This is a genomic window from Methylococcus sp. S1M (assembly GCF_051295855.1).
GTDB lineage: Bacteria > Pseudomonadota > Gammaproteobacteria > Methylococcales > Methylococcaceae > Methylococcus > Methylococcus capsulatus.
This window is the reverse complement of sequence record NZ_JBPDXO010000001.1, coordinates 592,132-613,412: the sequence shown is the minus strand read 5'-3', so window position 1 is coordinate 613,412 and position 21,281 is coordinate 592,132. Positions and strand designations below refer to the sequence as shown.

General features: G+C 65.1%; 9 protein-coding genes. 1 reads left to right on the top strand and 8 read right to left on the bottom strand.

Features of this window, described 5'->3' with window-relative positions; all coding sequences use genetic code 11:
• Positions 1–147 precede the first annotated feature (147 nt).
• Positions 148–8,814, bottom strand: coding sequence for an SDR family NAD(P)-dependent oxidoreductase (locus tag ACSHWJ_RS02685; RefSeq protein ID WP_432539251.1), 8,667 nt, complete (start codon positions 8,812–8,814; stop codon positions 148–150).
• A gap of 246 nt (positions 8,815–9,060) precedes the next feature.
• The gene (locus tag ACSHWJ_RS02680) at positions 9,061–12,159 is read right to left on the bottom strand and encodes an efflux RND transporter permease subunit (protein WP_432539250.1); all 3,099 of its coding nucleotides are present in this window, start codon (positions 12,157–12,159) and stop codon (positions 9,061–9,063) included.
• Between the two features lie 210 nt (positions 12,160–12,369).
• Between ACSHWJ_RS02680 and ACSHWJ_RS02675 the strand changes: the two genes are divergently transcribed.
• On the top strand, positions 12,370–12,963 hold the full coding sequence (locus ACSHWJ_RS02675) for a UbiX family flavin prenyltransferase (RefSeq protein ID WP_218801268.1): 594 nt from the start codon (positions 12,370–12,372) through the stop codon (positions 12,961–12,963).
• Between the two features lie 6 nt (positions 12,964–12,969).
• Here ACSHWJ_RS02675 and ACSHWJ_RS02670 read toward each other — a convergent pair whose 3' ends face one another.
• The 6 genes from ACSHWJ_RS02670 to ACSHWJ_RS02645 all read right to left on the bottom strand — a co-directional run bounded on the left by ACSHWJ_RS02670 (position 12,970) and on the right by ACSHWJ_RS02645 (position 21,261).
• Positions 12,970–13,329, bottom strand: a complete 360-nt coding sequence (locus tag ACSHWJ_RS02670; protein WP_432539249.1) for a VOC family protein — start codon at positions 13,327–13,329, stop codon at positions 12,970–12,972.
• Positions 13,326–14,348 (bottom strand): quinone-dependent dihydroorotate dehydrogenase, encoded by a 1,023-nt coding sequence (locus ACSHWJ_RS02665; RefSeq protein WP_333688165.1) that lies wholly within the window; start codon positions 14,346–14,348, stop codon positions 13,326–13,328. The genes ACSHWJ_RS02670 and ACSHWJ_RS02665 overlap by 4 nt, the downstream gene beginning before the upstream one ends.
• Entirely contained in the window at positions 14,345–15,055 is a 711-nt protein-coding gene (locus ACSHWJ_RS02660; protein WP_010960526.1) for a (5-formylfuran-3-yl)methyl phosphate synthase, read from the bottom strand. Before ACSHWJ_RS02660 ends, ACSHWJ_RS02665 begins: the two co-directional genes overlap by 4 nt.
• The gene (locus ACSHWJ_RS02655) at positions 15,052–15,642 is read right to left on the bottom strand and encodes a DUF447 domain-containing protein (protein ID WP_017365827.1); all 591 of its coding nucleotides are present in this window, start codon (positions 15,640–15,642) and stop codon (positions 15,052–15,054) included. The genes ACSHWJ_RS02660 and ACSHWJ_RS02655 overlap by 4 nt, the downstream gene beginning before the upstream one ends.
• 3 nt (positions 15,643–15,645) lie before the next feature.
• On the bottom strand, positions 15,646–17,043 hold the full coding sequence (locus tag ACSHWJ_RS02650) for a DUF6513 domain-containing protein (RefSeq protein ID WP_010960528.1): 1,398 nt from the start codon (positions 17,041–17,043) through the stop codon (positions 15,646–15,648).
• A gap of 81 nt (positions 17,044–17,124) precedes the next feature.
• Entirely contained in the window at positions 17,125–21,261 is a 4,137-nt protein-coding gene (locus ACSHWJ_RS02645) for an EAL domain-containing protein (protein ID WP_432539248.1), read from the bottom strand.
• Positions 21,262–21,281 lie beyond the last annotated feature (20 nt).

The window sequence follows — 21,281 nt, the reverse complement described above, 5'->3', positions numbered from 1 at the left end:
CGGCCTGCACTTCCAGGATGTTGAGACGTGCTTGCGCATCGTTCCCATGGAGGGTGGCTCCCGAGGGTTACCATTGTACCCATTCGCCTTCGCCATCGGGCTCCCCTCTCGGAGAGAGGGGAGGCGCAGCTCAAGCGGTCGTTTCCGTCAAGCAGCCGATTTGCTCGGCGCCGTCAGTATCTCGTCCCTGACCAATTTGAGCAAATGGATACGCAACATCGATGGCAGGTTCGTGATCTCTGCACTTTCCGTCGCCATCCTCCAGGCTGCCATATGCGTGCCGGTGGCGAGTTTTTCCGATTTGCCGCCGGGCAGTAACCGGAAAAAATCGAATTCCAGCAGAACCCCTTTTTGATGGATCGCTGCTACGGACATCCGGGCTTTGATGGTATCGAACGGCATCGCGTCCCGGAGGTGCCGGATCTCGGTGAAGATGCACCGGAGACCTTCCTGCGCTTCTCCGATTCGATAGGCGTCCGGAACGATGCCGTGAAAGTAGCTGTCCCGAAGGCTCCCTTGCAGTTCATAGTACTTTGAATAGTAAATGTTTCCTACCAGATTCGCATCGTTCGGCGATGTGACGACGCTTTGCTCGGCAAGAAAGACGCCTCCGGCGGGTCCAGGTTTTGCGCGCCACAGAGCGGTTCCAAGGAGTTCCATTGACCGACTGTGGCTGGTCTGTTCTCTCGCGCCATGCTCTGCTGGAGCTGCCTCGAGTTCACGGAAGAAGCTATCGAGGTAGGGAGGGTAAGGTTCGGGCATAACGACCCCGTGTGACAGGACCTTGGCCCAGGTCATCTGGATCTGGCTCGTTGCAACGCGCTCCGGTGTCCCGTGAGGGGGTACGCGGTTCCATTCGAATCCGACAGCGACCGTGGCATTTCCTGGACCATTTCGGCCAAGGAAACGGCACGATACCTCGATGATCTCGCCGGCGCAGACGGGCTTTTCGATCACCGCCCAGGACCGATTGGTCACCCATGCATGCTCGCCCGACGTGAACTCGTTGGTGAGTTGGCGCAAGACCGGCCGCAGTGCCATTTCCCTGATTCGTCCCATCCATTCGAAGTAGCGGGAGAAGTAGAGCGTTCCGTCTGCATTGGCACCGTCCTTGAATGCGAGGGGGAAGCGAAAAGCGATACGGTGGTCGGAATCCTGGGCGGTTACGTGGGTTTCAACGCGGAGAATATCCGCGGGATCGCCCCCAGCTGCGAGCCAGCGCAGCCAGGATCCGTCGTTCTCTCCCGTTGGCGCGGGGTGCGCCATCTTTACCGGAACTGCTTTGTCGAGCACCGGGGTACCGGTGACGACCATGGCCACCATGCGTTGCCCCCCGTGCTCCCTTACAAGGGGGAAACTCACAATCCAAAGTCGGACATATTTGTCTGTGGCGCGAAACAGCACGCCATCTGCTTTCATGGCTTCGATATCCAGGGTGAGATCACGCGTGTTCAGCGCTTTCATGGCCGCTTCCAGCGCGGCCCAGACCCTCGCTCCAGCCTCGTTCAGCAATTCACCCCTGCTTTCCAGACGGTGGACGAGGGAAAAAAGGTTGGCGTTGAGCATTGCACGCCATTGTTCGCGGCTACGCTGGATCGGTCCCACCAGGTCGCAGCCTTGAAAGCCCTTGCCAGCGACGCAAAGCAGCATTTCATCGTCATGGCTCAATGAGACTTCCAGCGGAGTGTGAGTTGCCATGGTTTCCCCGAGGCCGGCCGTCGTTCCGCTTTCTGGTGGGACAGGCGGGCGGAACAGTATCGGTTTTCCGTTTTCCAGCCAACGTATTTCGAGGTGAGACGTGTCCACCGCGAAGCGGCGTCCGGCTCCCCGGACGGCGGCATGAAAGACGGGGAGGCTCAACGCTCGCCTTTCGTGGCGTTTGCGCTTGTGCAGTTCCGGAATCTTACGAATGATTACGTAAGGGGCGGATAGACCGAACTTTCCTGCTTGCCGATCCGCCGTCTCCTGTAAGGACGGCTCATCCGTCGAGTCTGCTTGCTCAACCAGTTGGGCCGGTGTGGGGAGATCGGCACCATGCTCTAGCATATGGACTTCATAATTTTCGATGCGCTCAACGATTCGGTCGTTGTCATCATAAACGACCACGTCGGCCAGAACCCGGTGACCGTTACGCTGGGTTATTTCGGCTCGCGCCCTGTAGACTCCGCCATCGTTTATCTGGCGATACAGATCAATGCGGCCGATGTGCACGGGCAGGCAGACATCAGGGGTGAGCGTGAGTTGTCCGGCCTGCAGCAAGGTGTCGCGGTAGAACGGATCGCCCAGCACCAAGGGAGCCCGCACCGTGTCCGAGAATCCCTCGGGGGCATGTACGGTTTCGGCCCGCGCTTCGGTCACGAACACGACATGGTTGTCGTCCAACGATTCCACGCCGCTGATACGCTGGAACAGCGGCCCCTGGAACAGCACGCTGCCATAGAGATCGACCTTCGGAACGATGCCCAGCAACTGGCGCGGCGGCAGAGCGGTCTCTCCCGCCTCAGCGTCTCGACGCCGCCCCAGCACGAAGCGGGCGGCGAAATGCGCCGGTTCCATGCCGGTCTGTTCGGCATGGATCGATGCTTCCACCACAATCGGCTCCGACACCGCCGTGCGTTCCAGCGCCAGTGCCCGGATCTCGATGCGTTGCGGCCTTTCCGGATTCACCACGATCGGTCGTTCCAGGCGGATGTCCTCGATGCATACCACCTCCGCCCCGGCTTCACCCGCGACCCGCAGCGCCGCCTGGGCCATGGCTTCGAGCCCCATGACCGTAGGCAGGAGCAGGGAGCCGCGGTAGTCGTGGTCGGTGAGATAGAGATCGTGCCGGGTGTCGAGGCTGACCTGGGTGATGAGTTCTATCTCTGCCTCGAAGCGTTGCACTTCGCCGAGGAAGCGGCCGGCTGGGGGGGATACCTCGGTCACCGGCGGACGGACCCAGGTGGCGAGACCGTCGGCGCTGGCGGCCACGATCACTTCCCGCGTCGGCGGCGCCGTGCGCATCCAGCGTAGGAACTGGCGCACGCCCTCGGCGACCGGAATCGCGTCGATGCCCAACTGGCCCAGATGGCGGACGCTACCGAGTTTCACGCCCATGCCGACTTCGTCCCATACGCTGAACGCGTGGCAGACCACCGCCGTTTCCGGGTGCGCCTGCGCGAATCCGTCCAGCAGCCGCGCCACCGCCTCGTTCGAATAGGCATACCAGGCATTGTTCATCATGCCGGTGACACCGATGATCGACGTCAGTGCCGCGAACAGTTTGGGCGGACGGTTCCCGAACAGGGCCAGCAGGTTCTCGGCGCCTTTCAGCTTGGGTGCGATTTCGCGTCGGGCCTGTTCGGCCGACACCTCGGTCACCGGCCGCGGGATGTTGGTCCCGGCGCCGTGTATCACCCCGGTCACCGGCCCCATTTCGCTGTGGATGGTGGTGATCGCCCGTTCCATCGCCTGGAGGTCGGCGACGTCGGCGGCGTAGTAGCGGCAGTCGACACCCGCTTCGGCGAAGCGCCGGAGGGTCGCCGCGAGTTCACCGGATTCGCCCGGCTGCGGTGCCGGCGAGCGTCCGATGAGGGCGAGCCGGACACCGGTCTCGAGGGCGAAAGCCAGGGCGCATTCGGCGGTGATGCCCTTGCCGCCGCCAGTGACCAGCACTACATCTTCGGCCGACCATTCGATCGAGCGCGGGGTGCAGTCTTCGGGTTCGATCCTCTCGATGCAGCGGCTCCAGCGCTTGCCCTCGCCATCGTATTCCACCGCCTTGTAGCCGGGCTGGCCGGACAGTTCCGCCGCCACCCGGTCCGCGACGAAATCCGCGGTCAGAGCCGGGTCGAAATCGATCACGCCGACTTCGAGTTCCGGCCGCTCCAGCGAAAGGCTGGCGGCGAACGACCAGGCGCTGACCGTTCGCCCACCCGGCAGCCCCCTTTGGCCGCTGCGCTGGAGGAAGAAGATGCCGTTCAGGTTCCGCCAGAGGGCGGGAGTCTGTCGGGCGAGTCTGTGAACGACGGCCAGTTCGTCGACCCCGGCGTCGGCGACCGAACCGGCGCGCGGCGCATCGTCATCCGACAGTACGATCACCAGCCGTTGCGTGTCTTCAGGGAGCTGGGCCCGTTCCAGATCGCCTGCATTCACCGTCCGGGCCGCAAGGCGTCGCCCCAGATGCTCTGCAAACGGGGCGCCGGCGAGGGGGAGCACGACCAGACATTCGCCGGCCGGTGGTTCCGGTGCGTCACAAGGCGAAACGAGCGGGGCGGCCACTCTCGACTGGCGGAATGCCCGGACCCAGTGCAGGCGTCTGGCGGGTGCCTTGGCGATTGCCGCAGCCGGCTTGGAACGGGCGGCCTCTCCGCCGGTCGCCGTCTGGAGCGCCGCGGCGATTTCTTCCAGGGTCGCGTTGGCCAGCGACGCGGCGTCGATCCGGTCCTGGGTGCCCGTGGCCAGGATCAAATCGCCCAGCAGCGCGCCTGCTTTGATCGAGTCGATGTTGAGGTCATCCAGTAGTCGCTGGTCCGGTGCCAGGCAGTCGCGGCTGAACCCGGTGCGCTCGGCAACCAGGTCGAGCACCAGGTCCATCGCCGGGACCGGCGGGAGAGAGGCCACGGGAGGTGTCGGCGCGGCGGCGTCGAAAGCGGCGATGACGCTACCGACGGTGTCGGCGTGCAGGTGCATCGGATCGATCGTTCCCTGCACCCCCAGGCGGATGGCGGCATCGCCGAGCAGGGTGCCGATCTTGATCGAGTCCAGGTTCAGGTCATCGATCAGGCGGGCCTCGTCCTTCAACGTGTCGATCGCGAAGCCGGTACCTTCGGCCAGCAGCGCCAACACCACGTCGCGCGCCGAGGCGGACGTCGTGCCTGCGGATGCCGGAGCGGCGGCCGCCGGTTCAGGCCGGTGCTCGATGATGGCGGGCCGGACGTCGGCGAAGAATTCGCCCTTGAGGTTCTGCGAAATGGACCGCATGCGATCGAGTAACGGACGGTTGGCGAGCAGGGCTCCGATTCTCAGGCCCAGCTCGGTCAGGTAGTCCCGGTTGCCCGGAAACCGGCGGTTGATCAGCAGCAGCACGCCCAGGGGCAGATGCTGCTTGGTGAGGACGGGTACGCAGTCCACCGCGCGCGTTCTGACGCCGGCCAGTCGGTCGAGCGTGGGCTCGAAACGGGGGTCGGCGTGGGCATTGGCCAGATGCAGTGAGCGCCGGGTGGTGAAAACTTCCCCAGGAATGCCGCGCTCCGCGCTCAGGCCCAGCTTTTCGGCCGCAGCGCCGAAGGCGGGATAGAGCATGGCGGTATCACGATCGTGCAGCAGGAGCGCGCCGTATTCGGCCCCGAGGCTGTCCTTGGCCGATTCCACCAGGTTGCCGATGATCGCCTCCGGGCGTGGGTCCACCGTTTCCCCAGCTACCACACGATGCAGCATCGTCTCGATGCCATCCAGCTCACGGGCGCGTTCGGCCAGGTAGGCCTGGATCAGGCCGGGTGCGGCGATCGCTGCGAGTTCCGCCAGAATTTCCGCGTCCATGGGCGTGAAAGGCTCCCCCGGTCGTCGGGCGACGCGAACCAGCCCGAGCGGGTGGCCGGCACCGCTGGGGAATGGCACGTACAGCGCGGTCCAGGAAGGCGGGACGCCAAGGGTCTCGAGCTCGGCCTGGACGCGGGGATCTTCCCCGAGGATTTCGATGGCCTCCGGCGCCCCGGAACGGAGCACGTCGGCGAAGATGCCGTCGGCGGCGCTCAGCCGGTTGGCGAACATGTCGAAAGGCAGGACCACCCGCAAGGACTGCTCGCTCTGCTCGAACAACAACACGGTGGCGTGATCGGCATGAACGGCATCACGGAAGGCCGCCGTCAGCGTCTCCGACAACTGGGCCAGATCGGAGGCCGTTCGTTCGCCGATCCGGCGCAGTGCGCCGTCTCTGAGGACGGTCCGGTTGCCGTCGACCGTGGGGACGGCACCGAGTTCACGTTCGCACGGGGCGACATAGAACTTGCGTGCGGAGGCGGGCACGAATGGCCGGACCAGCCGGTTTTCGTACAAGCGTTCCCAGCGCAGGGCGAGCCCGCGGACATGGGCTTCGGCTACCACTGCATTGAAATCGGCGTCGCGTCCTGGTCTCCCTTCGACCGGCAGGCAGGGGCGCACGCGGCCGTTGCCATGGCTTTGCGCCAGTCCGGACAGCACCCGGCCGGGGCCGACTTCCACCAGCCAGTCGCAATGTTCCGACATCGCTTCCAGCAGACGGGTGAAATTCACCGACGATACGATCTGGCGGGACAGGTGGGCGCGCAGATCCACGCCGGAGGCGATTTCGCTGCCGTCGATGCTGGAGAACACCCGGACGATCAGCTCGCTGGCGCGCTCGGGGACGTCCGCGTTGCGTCGGAAGTCTTCCGCCGCGCTTTCGACCAGCCTCGAATGGAAGGCATTGGATACCGGCAGCAGGCTGGCGCGGATGCCGTCGGCATTCGCCAGCTCGACGGCACGGGCAACCGCCGCCCGCTCACCCGAAATGACGGTCTGCGACGGTGAGTTGATGTTGGCGATCGCGCAATAGCCGTGGTCTTCGCGGGCCAGGATCGCCTCGGCGGTCGCGGCGTCGCAGGCCAGCACGCCCATCGCGCCCGCCTCGCCTTCCGGAGCCGCCATGACGAGCCCCCGTAGCGTGGCCAAACGGATGAGCGTGGATGCGTCGTACGCGCCGGCCGCGGCCAGCGCAGTGAGTTCGCCCAGACTGTGTCCGCCCACCACGGAAGGAAGGATGCCGAGCGATTCCAGCCGCTGTTGCCACAGCAGGGAGGCGGTGCAGATCGCAGGCTGGGCATTTTCGGTGGCGGTCAGCGCAGCCATCCAGGCCGGTTCAAGCTTTTTCGCCGGATCACGCTCAGTGGAGCGGAGGTACAGCCGACTCAAGCGGCCGTCCGGGTCCTCCGGACGCAAGGTCGCGGCTTCGGCGTCCGAGCGTGCGACGGTGTCCCGCGCCCATTCGAAACGCTCGACCAGACTGCGGCCCATCCCGATCTGCTGGGAGCCCTGGCCCGGAAACAGGAACCCGACTCGCTGCGGCGAGATGGCATGTCCGATCCAGACCTGATCCCCTTGCCACAGGCTGCTCACTGCCGGGGTTTCTTGCTCCAGCTGCCGCTCCAGCAGTTCGAGCCGGGATTCGAGCTCCTCGACCGAACCGGCGACCACAGCCGCCCGCCAGGGATGGTCGCCGGCGAGAGTCGCTGCCCGGGCGGCCGCATCCACCAACTCCCCGACCGCCATTCCCTCGATCTGCCGGCGGAATTCACACACGGCCTGACGCAGCGAGTGCGGATCAGCGGCCGAGAAGGGGAAAACTTCCGTGTGCTGACGGCTGGCCAGCAGCACCCGCTCCGGCAAGGAAGGTTCGAGTTCCGGGGACGGCGGGTCACCGCTTTCCAGCGTGACGTGGCAGTTGATCCCGCCGAACCCCATGGCAGACACGCCGGCGCGCAGGCACTCGTTGGGCTCCCTGAGCTGTCCGTCCAGCACCGGGTAAAGCCCGCGCGCCGATTCCGCGAAGCTGGGGTGCGGCTCGGTACAGCCGGCGGTGGGTGGCACCACACGCCGGTTGACCGCCAGGACCGCCTTGATGAATCCGCCGATGCCGGCCGCCGCTTTGGTGTGACCGACGATCGACTTGAACGAGGTCATGCCGACCGAATGGTCCTCGACCGCTCCGTATGCGGCCAGTGCGCCGGCCACGCCTTCGAGCTCGGTACGATCGCCGACGGCGGTGCCGGTGCCGTGACCTTCCACGAATGCCAGCGTCTGTGGGGCATAACCCGCGGCCCGGTAGGCGCGCAGCAGCGCCAGGCTCTGGCCCTTCGCGCTGGGCGCGGTGATGCCGCCGCGGCCGTCGGATGACACGCCCCAGCCGCGCAATACCGCATAGACCGTGTCGCCGTCCCGGCGGGCGTCCTCCAGCCGTTTCAGCACTACCATGCCGCAGCCCTCGCCGGGAATGAATCCCTTGCCGCGCCTGTCGTAGACCCGCATTTCATCGCGGGTGAGGGCAGTGGCTTTGGCGAAGCCGATCAGTTCGAGCGTGTCGAGGCTCACGTCGACGCCGCCGGCGATCGCCAGGTCCATTTTGCCCTGCTGCAGGTAATCGGCGGCGGTGGCCACCGCCAACAGCGAGGATGAGCAGGCGCCGTCGACGATGTAACCGCCGCCGTGCCAGTCGAGGTAATTGCAGATGCGGCCGGCGATGGTATTGGCCAGGCCGCCCGCCAGCGTGTCTTCGCTGGCCGGCGGGAACACCGATTTGTAGACGTCTTCCATCGCGGTTTCGAATTCCTGCATCAGGTCTTCGGAGAGTCCGCGCGCCTGCGCCGTTTTTCGCAGCACCTTGCGGACGAAAGGCCAGCGCAGGCGCATCGTGCCGGCGCGGGTCTCCTCGCCCGTCAGGGTGTTGCCGATGATCGCGCCGGCGGTGTCCTTCGGAAGGGCGTCGGGGCGGACGCGGGCATGGTTCAGCGCCTCCAGGGCCGTGGCCAGGGAAAGCCAATGGACGATGTCCGTGGCCTCGAACGTCGATTTGGGGATGCGATAAGTGCCGGGATCGAACTCGAAGCCGTCAAGGACGGCGGCTTTGCGTCCATAGGTCTTGTCGGGCGCTGCGGGGTCGGGGTCGTAATAGTCGGCGAGCGGCAATCGCACGTCGGGTATTTCGCGGAACTGTTGCCGGCGGCTGAGTATGTTTTCCCACAGTTGCAACAGGTTTCCGGCGCCGGGGTAGCGACAGGCCATACCGATGACGGCGATCGGCTGAACGGTTTCGGTACGCATAGGGCATTTTCCTCCTAGAAAAAGAACTGCCCGGGATTCGGGCAATGGGAATGACGCTCCCTGGGGGCGGAACGTCGGGACGTGAATGCAGCGAAGAATGGCTGCCTCGAAATTCAACGTACCAAGAATGAGGAGGAATTCAAGGGCATACGGCATAGGAGCCGACAACCCCTGGACAAAGGGGGATTCGGAGAAACAAGAAGAGTTACAAAATGCTGCCGGAGCCCTCCGAAATTCTGGCAGGGGTCAGGACGAGGCGCGATCGTCGAACCACCGGTACAGGGTCGGCAATACCACCAAGGTCAGCAGCGTCGAGGTGATGAGGCCGCCGATCACGACGATGGCCAGCGGCCGCTGGACTTCCGAACCGGGGCCGGTGGCGAACAGGAACGGCACCAGGCCCAGCATGGCGACGGTGGCGGTCATCATGACCGGCCGGAAACGCTGCTTGCAGCCTTCGACTATGGCGGCTTCGCGATCGAGGCCGGTTTCGCGCAGACTCCGTATGTAGGAGACCAGGACGACGCCATTCAGCACCGCGATACCCCAGAGCGTGATGAAGCCGACCGAAGCGGGCACCGACAGATATTCGCCAGAGGCGAACAGGGAAAAAATCCCACCCATGGAGGCGAAGGGGAGGACCAGAATGATGAGGCTGGCGAATCGCAGCGAATCGAACAGCAGGAACAGCAGGAAAAAGATCGCCGCGATGGTGACCGGAACGATGACGAGCAGGCGATTCATGGCGCGCTCCAGGTTCTCGAACTGGCCGCCCCACTCGAGGTAATAACCCTCGGGCAGCTTGACCTTTTCGCCGACGGCCTTTTGCAGTTCGGCCACGAAACCACCCAGGTCGCGGCCGCGCACGTTGGCGCCGATCACCAGGCGGCGCTTGGCCATTTCCCGGCTGATCTGGGCCGGGCCATCGGTCAGCCGGATTTCGGCCAGATGTTCCAGCGGCACCAGCGCACCATGATGGGAGCGCAGCAGGATCTTACCGATGGCTTCCACACTGTCTCGGAAGTCGGCGGGGAATCGCACCACCGCCGGGAAGCGTCGCTCGCCTTCGTAGATCTGGGTTGCCTCGCGCCCTCCGATCGCGGTTTCGATGATGTCGTTGATGTCCTGCACGTTGATTCCGTGGCGGGCGATGGCCCAGCGGTCGATGTCGATGGTGAGGTACTGCTGGCCGCTGACCCGCTCCATCCGGACGTCCGCCGAACCCCGGATCGAGTTGAGCACCCGGATGATTTCCTCGCCCTTGCGTTTCAACGTCTCGAGTTCATCGCCGAAGATCTTGATGGCGATGTCGGACCGCACGCCGGTCACCATCTCGTCGACCCGGTCCGAGATCGGCTGGGCCATCACGACCTGAACGCCCGGCAGCACCTTGAGCTTCTCGGCCAGCGCCTCCATCACGTCGTCCTGGTCCCAGCCGCGCGGCAACTGGTCCACCGGCTTGAGGGTGAGGATGGGGGTGGATTCGTTCTCCGGCTGGGTGTCGGTGGGGTTCTGGCTGCGGCCGAGCTGGGAAACGGCGCGTTCGACGCCCGGGACCTGCATGACCAGCCGCATCGCCTCGGTCTCCATTTCGATCGACTCGTCCAGCGACATGCTGGGGGCCCGGTTGATGCCGGTGACGATCGAACCTTCCTTCATCTCGGGAACGAACGAGGTGCCCAGCAAGGGGAACAGCGCAAGGCTCGAGGCCAGCAGGGCCAGGGCCAGGGCGACCACCGTCCGCGGCCGGCCGAGCGCAACCCGCAGCAGGGCGAGGTAGGGGCGCTTCATCGCCGCGATGATACGGGTGTCGCGCTCGGCCCCGCCTTTGAGCAGGTAGGCGCACAGCACCGGCGAGAGGGTCAGCGATACGATGAGCGAAATGAACAGCGCGATGGCGATGGTGTAGGCCAGCGGGGCGAACAGCTTCCCTTCCAGGCCGGTCATGGTCATCAGCGGCAGGAACACCAGGCAGATGATGCCGACCCCGAACAATACCGGCGTGCCGACCTCGGCGGCGGCGCGCAGCACCACCTGCAGCTTGGTTTCCCCGGAGTCCTTCATTTCGCCCAAGTGGCGGAAGGTGTTTTCCACGACCACCACCGAACCGTCGACCATGATGCCGATGGCAATCGCCAGCCCACCCAGCGACATCAGGTTGGCCGAAATGCCGTAGCGGTTCATGACGATGAAGGTCGCCAGCGGCGTGACCACCAGGGTTGCCACCACGATCAGGCTGGAGCGGACGTCGCCCAGGTAGAGCAGCAGAATGACGACGACCAGCGTGATGCCTTCGACCAGCACCTTGGTCACGGTGTGGACAGCAGCGTCGACCAGCGTGGTGCGGTCGTAGTAAGGCACGATTTTCAGGCCGCCGGGCAGCATGCCCTTGTCGTTGATCTCACGGATCCGTTCCTTCAACTCCGTGACGATGCGCTTGGCGTTGCCGCCGCGGAGCATCATCACGATGCCGCCCACGGCCTCGGTCTGCCCGTTCTTGATGACGGCCCCGTAGCGGACTGCGTGACCGATCTTCACCTCGGCCACGTCGCGGATGAACACGGGCGTGCCGCCGCTTTCCTTGAGCACGATGTTGCGGATGTCCTCGATGCTTTCGATCAGTCCCAGCCCGCGGATGAGGTACTGCTCGGCATAGCGGGGTAGCTTGCCGCCGCCGCTGTTGGCGTTGTTGAGCGCCAGGGCCGTGTAGATGTCCTTGAGCGAGATGCCGTAGTGCCGCAGCCGGTCCGGGTTGGCGAGCACCTGATACTGCCGCTCGAAGCCGCCGATCGAGTTGATTTCCGCGACGCCGGGGACGCCGCGCAACAAGGGGCGGACCACCCAGTCCTGAATGGTCCGGCGCTCGGTCAGCTCCTGCTCGGTCAGGACACGGTCGCCGTCGTCCGGGCGCTCCAGGGTGAACTGGTAGACTTCGCCCAGGCCGGTCGACACCGGCCCCAGTACCGGCGTGATGCCTTCCGGCAACTGGGCGGCCGCTTCGATCAGCCGCTCCAGCACCAATTGGCGGGCGAAGTAGACGTCGGTGTCGTCGCTGAACACCAGGTTGATCTGGGACAGGGCGTTGCGGTTGACCGAGCGCATCTCGGTCAGGCCCGGCAGGCCGGTCATCGCGATTTCCAGCGGCACCGTCACGAAGCGCTCGACCTCCTCGGGCGAGCGCCCCGGCGCCTCCGCCGCGACCTGGACCTGGACGTTGGTCACGTCGGGGAAGGCATCCACCGACAGTTCCTGCATTGCGTCGATCCCGAAGCCCAGCAGGCACAAGCCCAGGATCACCACGACGAGGCGTTGCCGGAGGACCGCGCGGATGAGGGATTCGATCACGGGGGAGCAGTCTGTGGTTGATCGCAGGGTGGCCGATAACTCCTGGAATTCGGCTCCGCTGTTGTTCGAGCATGAAGTCGGCTCGATCCAAGGCGGCTGCGGCAGTTTAGCAAAATCCGGTTTCCCCGCCCGCGCCGCCAACAAAGGGCGGGAATCGGAGATTGGCTCGGGATACAATCGAGATACACACTGATTGGAAGCCAGCCTGTCATGCCACAACCCCAACGCCTCATCGTCGGCATCAGCGGTGCCACGGGAATCATCTATGGTGCGCGGCTGCTGGAGCTGCTGAAGGAGACCGGGATCGAGACGCACCTGGTGGTGTCCCGGGCCGCCGATCTGACCCGGGCGCACGAGCTGGAGCTGAGCGCCGCGGCGCTGCGTGGTCTCGCCAGCGTGAGCTATGGCGCGAACGACGTAGGCGCGGCGCTTTCCAGCGGATCGTTCCGGACCGCCGGTATGGTGATTCTGCCATGTTCCATGCGGACGCTGGCCGAGATCGCCACCGGCGTGACCAGCACCCTGCTGACCCGTGCCGCCGACGTGGTATTGAAGGAGCGGCGGCGGCTGGTGCTGCTGGTGCGTGAGACCCCGCTGCACGCCATCCACCTGCGCAACATGCTGAGCGTGACCGAATGCGGCGCGATCGTCATGCCGCCGGTGCCGGCGTTCTATACCCGGCCGCAGACCATCGACGACATGGTCACCGACACGGTGTGCCGGGTGCTGGATTTGTTCGACATCGACGTCGGCCGGGCCAGGCGCTGGGGCGAGGACATCGACACGGGCGCGGCGACGGTTTGAGCCGGCTCAGCCTGCGACCCATTGCAGGTAGCACACGGCGGTGCCGTCCGGATCGCGCAGGCTGAACGTTCGGCTCCCCCAACTCGTCGTAATCGGAGGCGGCGCGTGGATGGCGAGGGCGCGGTGGGCGGCATCCACGTCGGCGACCTCGATCACCAGATGGATTCGGTCGCCGACCGGACCGAGTTCCAAGGCCGCCTTTTCCCGGGCGGCATCCAGGATTTCCAGTTTCAGCCCGTTCAGGTCGAACACACAGCTGCGGCCGTTCGGCCGATCCCATCGCTTCAAGACCGTGAAACCGAGTGTCTTGCCGTAGAAGTCCGTCAAGGCCTCGAATTGTCGAGTCGCAAGTGCAACGTAGCTCATAGTGCGGCGACGGCTCGGCCGATTTCCGCCAACAGGGCTGGGCCGCGGTAGATGAAGCCGGTATAGACTTGCACCAGACTGGCGCCGGCTTCGAATTTCGCCACCGCATCCGCGCCGGAAAAGATGCCGCCGCAGGCGATGATGGGCGCCCGGCCTTGGAGGGCATCGGCCAGCCGGGCGACGACCTCGGTCGAACGCAAGAACAACGGCTTGCCGCTCAGGCCGCCGGCCTCATCGGCGTGCTCCAGTCCCTCCACACCATCCCGCGAAGCCGTGGTATTGGTGGCGATGACCGCGTCCACCCCGTGGCGGACCACAGCGCCGGCCAGCGCCTTGATTTCCTGCGAATCCATGTCCGGCGCGACCTTGAGAGCCAGCGGCACCCGTTTGCCGTGTTGTGCGGTCAGCTCCTCGCGTTCCCCCATCAGACCGTCCAGCAATTCATCGAGCAGGGCGCCGAATTGCAGGCTCCGCAGGCCCGGCGTGTTGGGGGAGGAGACGTTGAGGGTGACGTAGTGGGCATACGGATAGACCGCTTTCAGCCCCTCCCGGTAATCGTCCAGCGCTCGTTCCACCGGAGTCGTCAGGTTCTTGCCGATGTTGATGCCGAGGATGCCGCGGTAACGGGTTTGCCGGACTCGGGCGATGAGGTGCGCTACGCCCGAGTTGTTGAAGCCCATGCGGTTGACGAGGGCGCCGGCTTCGGGCACACGGAACAGCCGGGGCCTGGGGTTGCCGGGTTGGGGGCGTGGAGTGACCGTCCCGATTTCGAGGAAGCCGAAGCCGAGCGCAGCCAGGCCGTCGATGCAGTCGCCGTTCTTGTCCAGGCCGGCGGCGAGGCCGATCGGGTTGGGAAATTCCAGTCCCATGACGGTGCGTGGGCTGGTGGGCAGGGACTGTTTCAACGGATTGGCCGGCCCCAGCTTCGCCGCCAGCCGCAGGGCCGACAGGCTCAGTTCGTGGGCGGTTTCGGGATCCAGCCGGAACAGCAGGGGGCGGAGCAAATTTTCGTAGATCATGACGCCTGCGATGAGAAGGGCCGGGGAGGAGCGGACGGAATCAGCCGTCGCACGTCGGCCAGGGCTTCGGGATCGATTCCGGCGGCACGCCGGGCGCCGTGGCAGAGCGCTCCGCGGAAGCCGAGGTAATCGGGTTCGAGGCTCAGCAGTCCAGGAACATCCTGGCTCCGGAGCGAGCCGGCCAGGCCGCACAACAGACTCTGAGCGCGGGTTTCGCCGACGAAGCGTTCGAGCACGGCGCGGTCCAGTATTTCTGTCAAGGGGCCCGAGTCCTTGTCCTGGGTATCCAGCATCGCGCCGGCGAAGCCCGCCTTCTTCAGCCGGGCAATCCAGTCGAAGTCCGGCAGATTGTCTGCGAACAGTACGGCGACCAGGCGCGTGCCGTGGCTGGCCAGCTGCGCCAGGGCCGCGAGGGTGGAGCTCCAGTCGCCGCCGCGGAACATGCCGATCTTGACGTAATCCACGCCGGTGTCGGCCATTTCGCGCACCGCGCGGCAGATCGGGTCCGGTTCCAGCGGCAGGTCGCCGATGGTGGCGCTGACCGGTACCGTGCCCTCCATCTCGGCCACGATCCGGCCTACTTCGTCCGCCGGCAAGGCGCCCAGGCTGCCGTACTCGGGTGCCTTGAGGTCGACGATGTCGACGCCGGCCTCCAGGGCGATGCGCGCCTCGGTCAGGTTGCGGACGCTGGCGAGCATGCCGGTCATTCGATTTCCTCCCTCTGGCGTTGATACGCTTCGATGGCTTCCATCAACCAGCTCCAGGCCTCCAGTTCATGGGGGCCGGCGGTTTTGTCCAGGCCGATGCGCAGATAATCCAGCTCCCGTTCGATCTTGCTCCAGGGCAGGAAGTGCAGACGGCTGACCAGGATGGCGGCTTCCAGCACCGCGAACTGGGCGCGGTTGAAGCCGCGGAACGGTGCGTGGTTGGCCTCGTGCACCACGCGGAAGTAGAGGCGCGGCCGTTCCGGATCGTCCTCCCGCCGGACGAGTTCGAGTTCGGCGTGCGCCAGGGCGCCGCCCAGACGCTGGCCGGCGACGCGGTCGGCCGGAACCAGCGGCCAGTCGCGGCGGCCGGTCAGACAGCCGGCGAAAATCCGGACGTCGTCGCTGTAATTCACCACGGCGCAGCCGGATGCCAGGACGTTGTCCAGGGTCCGGGAGGGCCGGAACGGCATGATGAGGTAGTCGGCTCCGCCGCTCTTCGAATCGGTGGCCGGCACGTGGATGCCCATGGGGGCGATGTGCGCGGTTTCTCCGGCGGCGGTCGTGGTCACCAGGGTTTCGCGGATCATGATTCAGTCATCCCTCGGTTTGGCCAGCGTGGTCCCGGCCGGTTTGTAGGCATGCGGGTCTGCCGTCGATTCCTGGCGATCGACCGCACAGCCCCAGTCCAGGGTTTCGTCCTGGACATAGCGTTTGCCAAGCTGCCAAGCGATCTGGGCGCGGGCCAGTTCCACGCCGAGATAGAAGGCGTGTCCGCCGTCGTGTTCAACGCCCAGGGAGGGATAGAGCTGGAATGGATCGGCAGCGCTGTGGAAGCCGTCCCGGTTGAAGATGTGGATACCGGCGGCGCTGATCTGTATCCGGTAACTGGGGTCGCGGATGGCCTGGGCCAGCTCCCGGATCTCCGCTTCCGAGTAAGGGAAGGGGGCACGTTCATGGAGCGCCATCAGGCCGTCACCCATGTGCTTGGGCAGTGCATTCAGTCCGCGGGCGGCGAACATGATTCGCCGCGCCAGGTCGGCTTCGGCCACGGCCCGCCGCGCATGTTTGCTGACCTGGGTCGTCAGGATGGCGCGGATGCCGAGTTCCGAGCACACCCCCAGCAGCAGGGCGTTGATGCCGGCGGTATCGGCATGGGTCAGTTCGGTGAGGTTGCCGACGCCCATCATGATTTCGACCTCCGGATGGCGGCGGCGGGTTTCGTGGTAGCGCGTCAGGGAATCGGTGAAGCCGAAATGGATGGGGTCGAGGATGGGATCGACCAGGAACGGTTTGCCACGCGATCGCATCCCGGCCACGGCGCGGTCGAGCGACTCCAGATCGCCATGCCGGGCGGGGATGAGGACGGGGATGGAAGCCACCTGGTCGGTGACCCACAGCGAATCTTCGTGCAGGCTGAGCAAGTAATCGGCGCCGGCCGCGCCCCCTCGTACCAGATCCGCAGTTTCCAGCGAGTCCACGCTGACCTGGAACCTTTCCCGTTTCAATGCGGCGATGGCTGCTTCGAGATGGGGAAATGGCGTGGCGGGCAGGCAGCCGAGGTCGATCACGTCCGCCCCGTGTCTGCGGTAGTCGGCGGCCTGGCGGAGGATGCCGTCGACATCCAGGTGGGGGGCATCGACGACTTCGGCGAATATTCTCAGATCGTAGCGGCTGAGATCCGGCTTCCTGGCCGCCCGTCCGAAGAACTCCGGCAGGTCGCGCAGTTCTTCCGGCCCCCGTTCCACCGGCAGTCCCAGGTCCCGGGACAGGGTCTCGAGGTCGCCGCGGCAGCGCCCCGGCACCAGGATGCGGTCGGCGCCAAAGGTGTCTTTCAGCCGCCGGCGGATCATGTCCGCGGTCATCAGCGCGGCCACACTGAGACCGAGTTGGTGCACCGTGTATTCGAATTCCGGCGCCATCTCCTCGAGAATCCGATGCAGTTGCTTCTCGGCCAGCTTGCCGGTGAGGAACAGGATGTGTTCCGCCATGGGTGGGTGCGGGAATGTCCGGGATGGGGCGAGGGGAGGCAAGTATAGCAAAGCCGCCGCGGCTCGCCCCCTGGTCTCGACTCAAGGTTTGAATGGCAGGGGGCGGCGGAGGAAATCCTCGAATTCTCCGGGCGGCAACGGCGGGCTGATCAGATAACCCTGCGCCTGGTCGCAGCCCAGGGTCTTGAAGCAGTCCAACTGCGCCTGGGTTTCTATGCCTTCGACGGTGCAGCTCAGCTCCAGGCTTTTGGCGAGGGAAACGATGGCGCGGGAGATCGAAAGATTGTTGCAATCGTCGGCGCCCCAGGGGACGAATTCGCGCGCCACCTTGAGATGGCTCAAGGGCAGACGGCGCAGATAGCTCAGCGAAGAATAGCCGGTGCCGAAATCGTCCATGGAAAAACTTACGCCGGTACGCTTGAGTTCCAGCAGCGTCCTTACGACCGTATCCACGTCCTGCAAGAGCAACCGCTCCGTCAATTCGAGCTCCAGCAAGGTCGGATCTACAGCGGTTTCGGTGAGAGTGTCGGCGACCAGCCGGACGAAATTCGGCTCGCGGAACTGGCGCGCAGAGATGTTGACAGCTATGCGGACCGGCTTCAGGCCGGACCGTTGCCAGCCGGCGATCGTCTGGCAGACCGTTCGGATGACCCATTTGCCCAACGGGACGATCAGGCCGCTGTCCTCGGCCACCTGGATGAATTCGTCCGCGGGGACCCGTCCCAGTTCGCGGCTGTTCCAGCGTGCCAGCGCTTCGGCGCCGGTGACGGCGCCGCTTTGCAGACTCATCTGGGGCTGGAAGGCGAGCTCCAGTTCCCCGTTTTCCAGGGCTTTTCGTAACCGGGTTTCGATCGACAGCAGCCGGTTTGCCCGCCGGTTGAGGTCGGGGGTGAAGAACTCGTAATTGCCGCGGCCTTTCTCCTTGGCCAGGAACATGGCGGCGTCGGCGCTGCGGAGCAGGCCGTCGGCGTCGCGGGAGTCTTCGGGAAACAGGCTGATGCCGCCGCTGAGACTGACGAACAGCTCATGCCGGTCCAGTACCACCGGTGTCTTGACGGCCTCGATGGCCGCCAGGGCGAAGCGCGAGGCATAACCGATGTCGTCGAGGTCTTCCATCAGCACGGCGAATTCGTCGCCGCCGATGCGCGCCAGGGTGTCCCCTGGACCCAGCCGTTCCTCGAGGCGGCGGCTGATCTCCAGGAGGACGCTATCGCCCACCTCGTGGCCCAGGCTGTCGTTGATGAGTTTGAATCGGTCGACGTCGAGAAACAGGAGGCCCAGCCGTTTGCCGCCTGCCAGCGCCTGCGAGACGGCCTGTTCCAGCCGCTGTTGGAACCTGAAGCGGTTGGGTAACTGGGTCAGGGGGTCGTAGTACGCCAGATAATCGAGGTAGTGGCGGCTTTGCCGCAACTGGGCCTCGAAGCTGTTGCGCTCGGTGATGTCGTTGTTGACTTCGACGATGGCGCGTGGCACGCCCTCGGCGTCCCGGTACAGTTCCCAGTGGGTTGCCACGGTTCTTTCCCTGCCTTGCCGGTCGACATGGGTGAGTTCGCCTTTCCAATGGCCGTCGGCCAGCACCTTCTGGCGGATCGTGGCCAAGGGGAGGGGAAACCGGCTGTTCAGCAATTCGTGAGAGGTGCGGCCGAGTGCCTCGTCCTTGGTCCAGCCGTAGAATTTTTCGGCGTAGCTGTTCCAGAATACGATGCGGTCTTCGAGATCGCGCGCCAGGACATGGGCGTGCTTCAGCAATTCGGCCTGCTGGCGAAGTTCCGCCGCTTGCGCGATCAGTTCGTGTTCCGCCTGTTTCAGCGAGGTTACTTCGCCGAAGGTGATCACCAGTCCTTCCACGCAGCAGTTGTCCCGCGACCGGTAGGGCAGGATCTTGCGGAGATACCAGGCTCCCTGCTGGTCGAGGATCTCCCGGCTCTTCGGCTCTGCGCCCCTGAGCACGTCTGTTGCGTCGGTGAACAGTTCGTCGTCTTCGAAGTGGTGGACGATATCGGCGAAAGGCCGGCCGATGTCGCTGGGAATGAGGTGCATCAGCCGGTTGCAGGCGGGTGTATAGCGGCGGATGTTGAGGTCGCAGTCGAGGAAGAGTATCGCCAGGTCGGTGCCGACCAGGAGATTATTGAGGTCGTTGGTGGTGGCTTCCAGTTCTCCGACCTTCGCGTCGAGCATGGCGTTGGTGGCAGTGAGTTCGACATTGAGCGACTGCAGTTCTTCCCGCGAGCTTTCCAGCTCTTCGTTGGCCGACTGGAGTTCCTCGTTCATGGCCATGATTTCTTCGTTCGAGGCCCGCAGTTCGTCGTTCACGTGGCGGCTTTTCTCGATGGTTTGCCGCAGGTCCTCGCGGGTCGCCGCGAGTTCCCGCTCGAGCTGCTGCAACAGCCAGCCGTCGTCCCCGGTCCTGGCCGTCGCGGACGCGCCCGGATCGCCCGGCGTTTCTTCCTCCAGCCCGATCAGAAACAGCTCGAAGACCTCGCCGTCGGCGAGGGGAGTGACGGTGATCCGGACCGCTTCCGGCAGCGGGAACGCGTGGTTGGCGCCCGTCGCCACGGCGGCGACCTTTCGTCTCTCCCTGACACACCGGTCCAGCGAGCAGCGCAGCATGGTACGCAACGGCGGCCTGACGAGCCTGAACAGCTCGAGGGTGGGTTCGCCAGCGGGAAGTTCCAGATAGGATTGAACGTTTCCGCTGGTGTAGAGGACTTCATGCCGTGCATTCGCTATGATCAGGGTCGGGGCGTGGCGTTCGAGCAGTTCGCGGAACAGCCTTTCCTGGATTTCGTGCGCCTTGGGATCCGCGGCCAGGATCCGTCCTTCTGCGACGCGCGCCGTGGTCGCCGGGGCAGACAGCGGCAGGCTGGGCCGCACCGCTGCGGCGGCGTCATTGCGCCGGAATATCCGCCAGGGTTGGGAAACTTCGTCGAACAGGCGGGCGGCCTCGCCGAGGCTTTCCGAACTGCCCAGGAACAGGTGGCCGCCGGGGTTGAGAACGAAGTGGAAGATTTCGAGCAGCTTCTCCTGAGTCGTCGCATTCAGGTATATCAGGACGTTGCGGCATACCACCAGGTCGAGCCTGGAAAACGGCGGGTCGCCGATCAGGTTATGGAGCGCGAAGACGATCGATTCCCTGATCTGTTTCGAGATGCGGTACGCTTCGCCCTCCCGGACGAAGTAGCGCTCCAGGCGCGTTTCGGAGACGCCCGCCAGAGCCGCTTCGGAATACAGACCATGGCGGGCGAATTCCAGTGCCTCGGCGTCCACGTCGGTTGCGAAGATCTGCAGGCGCGGCCGTTGTCCGGCGCGCTCGAATCCTTCCGTCAAGAGAATGGCGATCGAATAGGCCTCCTCGCCGGTGGAACAGCCAGCGATCCAGCAGCGGACCGGTCGGTCGGCTCTACCTTCCCCGCAAATGGCCGGGACGACGGTGGTTTCCAGCAGCGCGAAGGCCTCGGCATCGCGAAAGAAGGCGGTGACCCCGATCAACAGATCTTCGGCCAGGCGGTCCAGTTCGTCCTCACTGCTTTCGAGCAGTCTCAGGTAACCGGCCGTGTCTTCGACGCGGGCGATGCCCATGCGGTGTTGGATGCGGCGCCGCAGTGGCGGGACTTTGTAGGCACGGAGATCGGCACCGGAACGGCTACGAACCAGTTCGAGAATCGCCGCCAGGGTTTCTGAGTCGTCTCCCTCCTCTCTGCGCAGCCAGTTTTCGACGGTTTGCGCAATGGTCTCCGCCGCGGATTCCAGCGCGTCCGCGCCGGGCTCGAACGGTGCCACGGCGCATACCAGGCCGCCGGCGCGTTCGATCATGCCCAGGAGCTCGTGTTCCCGGCTCGAGGCGCCGGGGTGGCGCACGACCGCCGTCCGGCCGTGGCGATCCGTCGGGAGACAGTGCAGGAAATGATCGAGCGGATGGCCGGAGGCGGGCGCGTCATCCAGCCTCAGCCGTTCGCTTTCTATGGACAGATATTTCCCGGAAGGAGGGATGTACACATGGGACGGCAGAACGGGAGCGCCGGGTTCGGCGATCGTCACCGCCAGCGGCGCCTCGGCCAGTTTGGCCAACGCTGTGTCGGGAAGAGCGGGGAGGAAGAATGCGGGACGGCGGTCTAGGGAGATCGCCTCGAAAAAAGCTCTTGCCGGTTCGGCTTCATCCCAGGGAAGGACGACCAGGTGGGTCGCGATGAGACCTTCGTCGGCTTTTTCACCATCCATGCTGCCGGCATGCTCCTCCA

Bases quoted from the DNA above. Each gene is read 5' to 3' on its own strand.
- ACSHWJ_RS02665 (WP_333688165.1), bottom strand. From the start codon at position 14,348: ATGATCTACGAAAATTTGCTCCGCCCCCTGCTGTTCCGGCTGGATCCC.
- ACSHWJ_RS02655 (WP_017365827.1), bottom strand. From the start codon at position 15,642: ATGATCCGCGAAACCCTGGTGACCACGACCGCCGCCGGAGAAACCGCG.
- ACSHWJ_RS02650 (WP_010960528.1), bottom strand. From the start codon at position 17,043: ATGGCGGAACACATCCTGTTCCTCACCGGCAAGCTGGCCGAGAAGCAA.
- ACSHWJ_RS02670 (WP_432539249.1), bottom strand. From the start codon at position 13,329: ATGAGCTACGTTGCACTTGCGACTCGACAATTCGAGGCCTTGACGGAC.
- ACSHWJ_RS02685 (WP_432539251.1), bottom strand. From the start codon at position 8,814: ATGCGTACCGAAACCGTTCAGCCGATCGCCGTCATCGGTATGGCCTGT.
- ACSHWJ_RS02675 (WP_218801268.1), top strand. From the start codon at position 12,370: ATGCCACAACCCCAACGCCTCATCGTCGGCATCAGCGGTGCCACGGGA.
- ACSHWJ_RS02645 (WP_432539248.1), bottom strand. From the start codon at position 21,261: ATGGATGGTGAAAAAGCCGACGAAGGTCTCATCGCGACCCACCTGGTC.
- ACSHWJ_RS02660 (WP_010960526.1), bottom strand. From the start codon at position 15,055: ATGACCGGCATGCTCGCCAGCGTCCGCAACCTGACCGAGGCGCGCATC.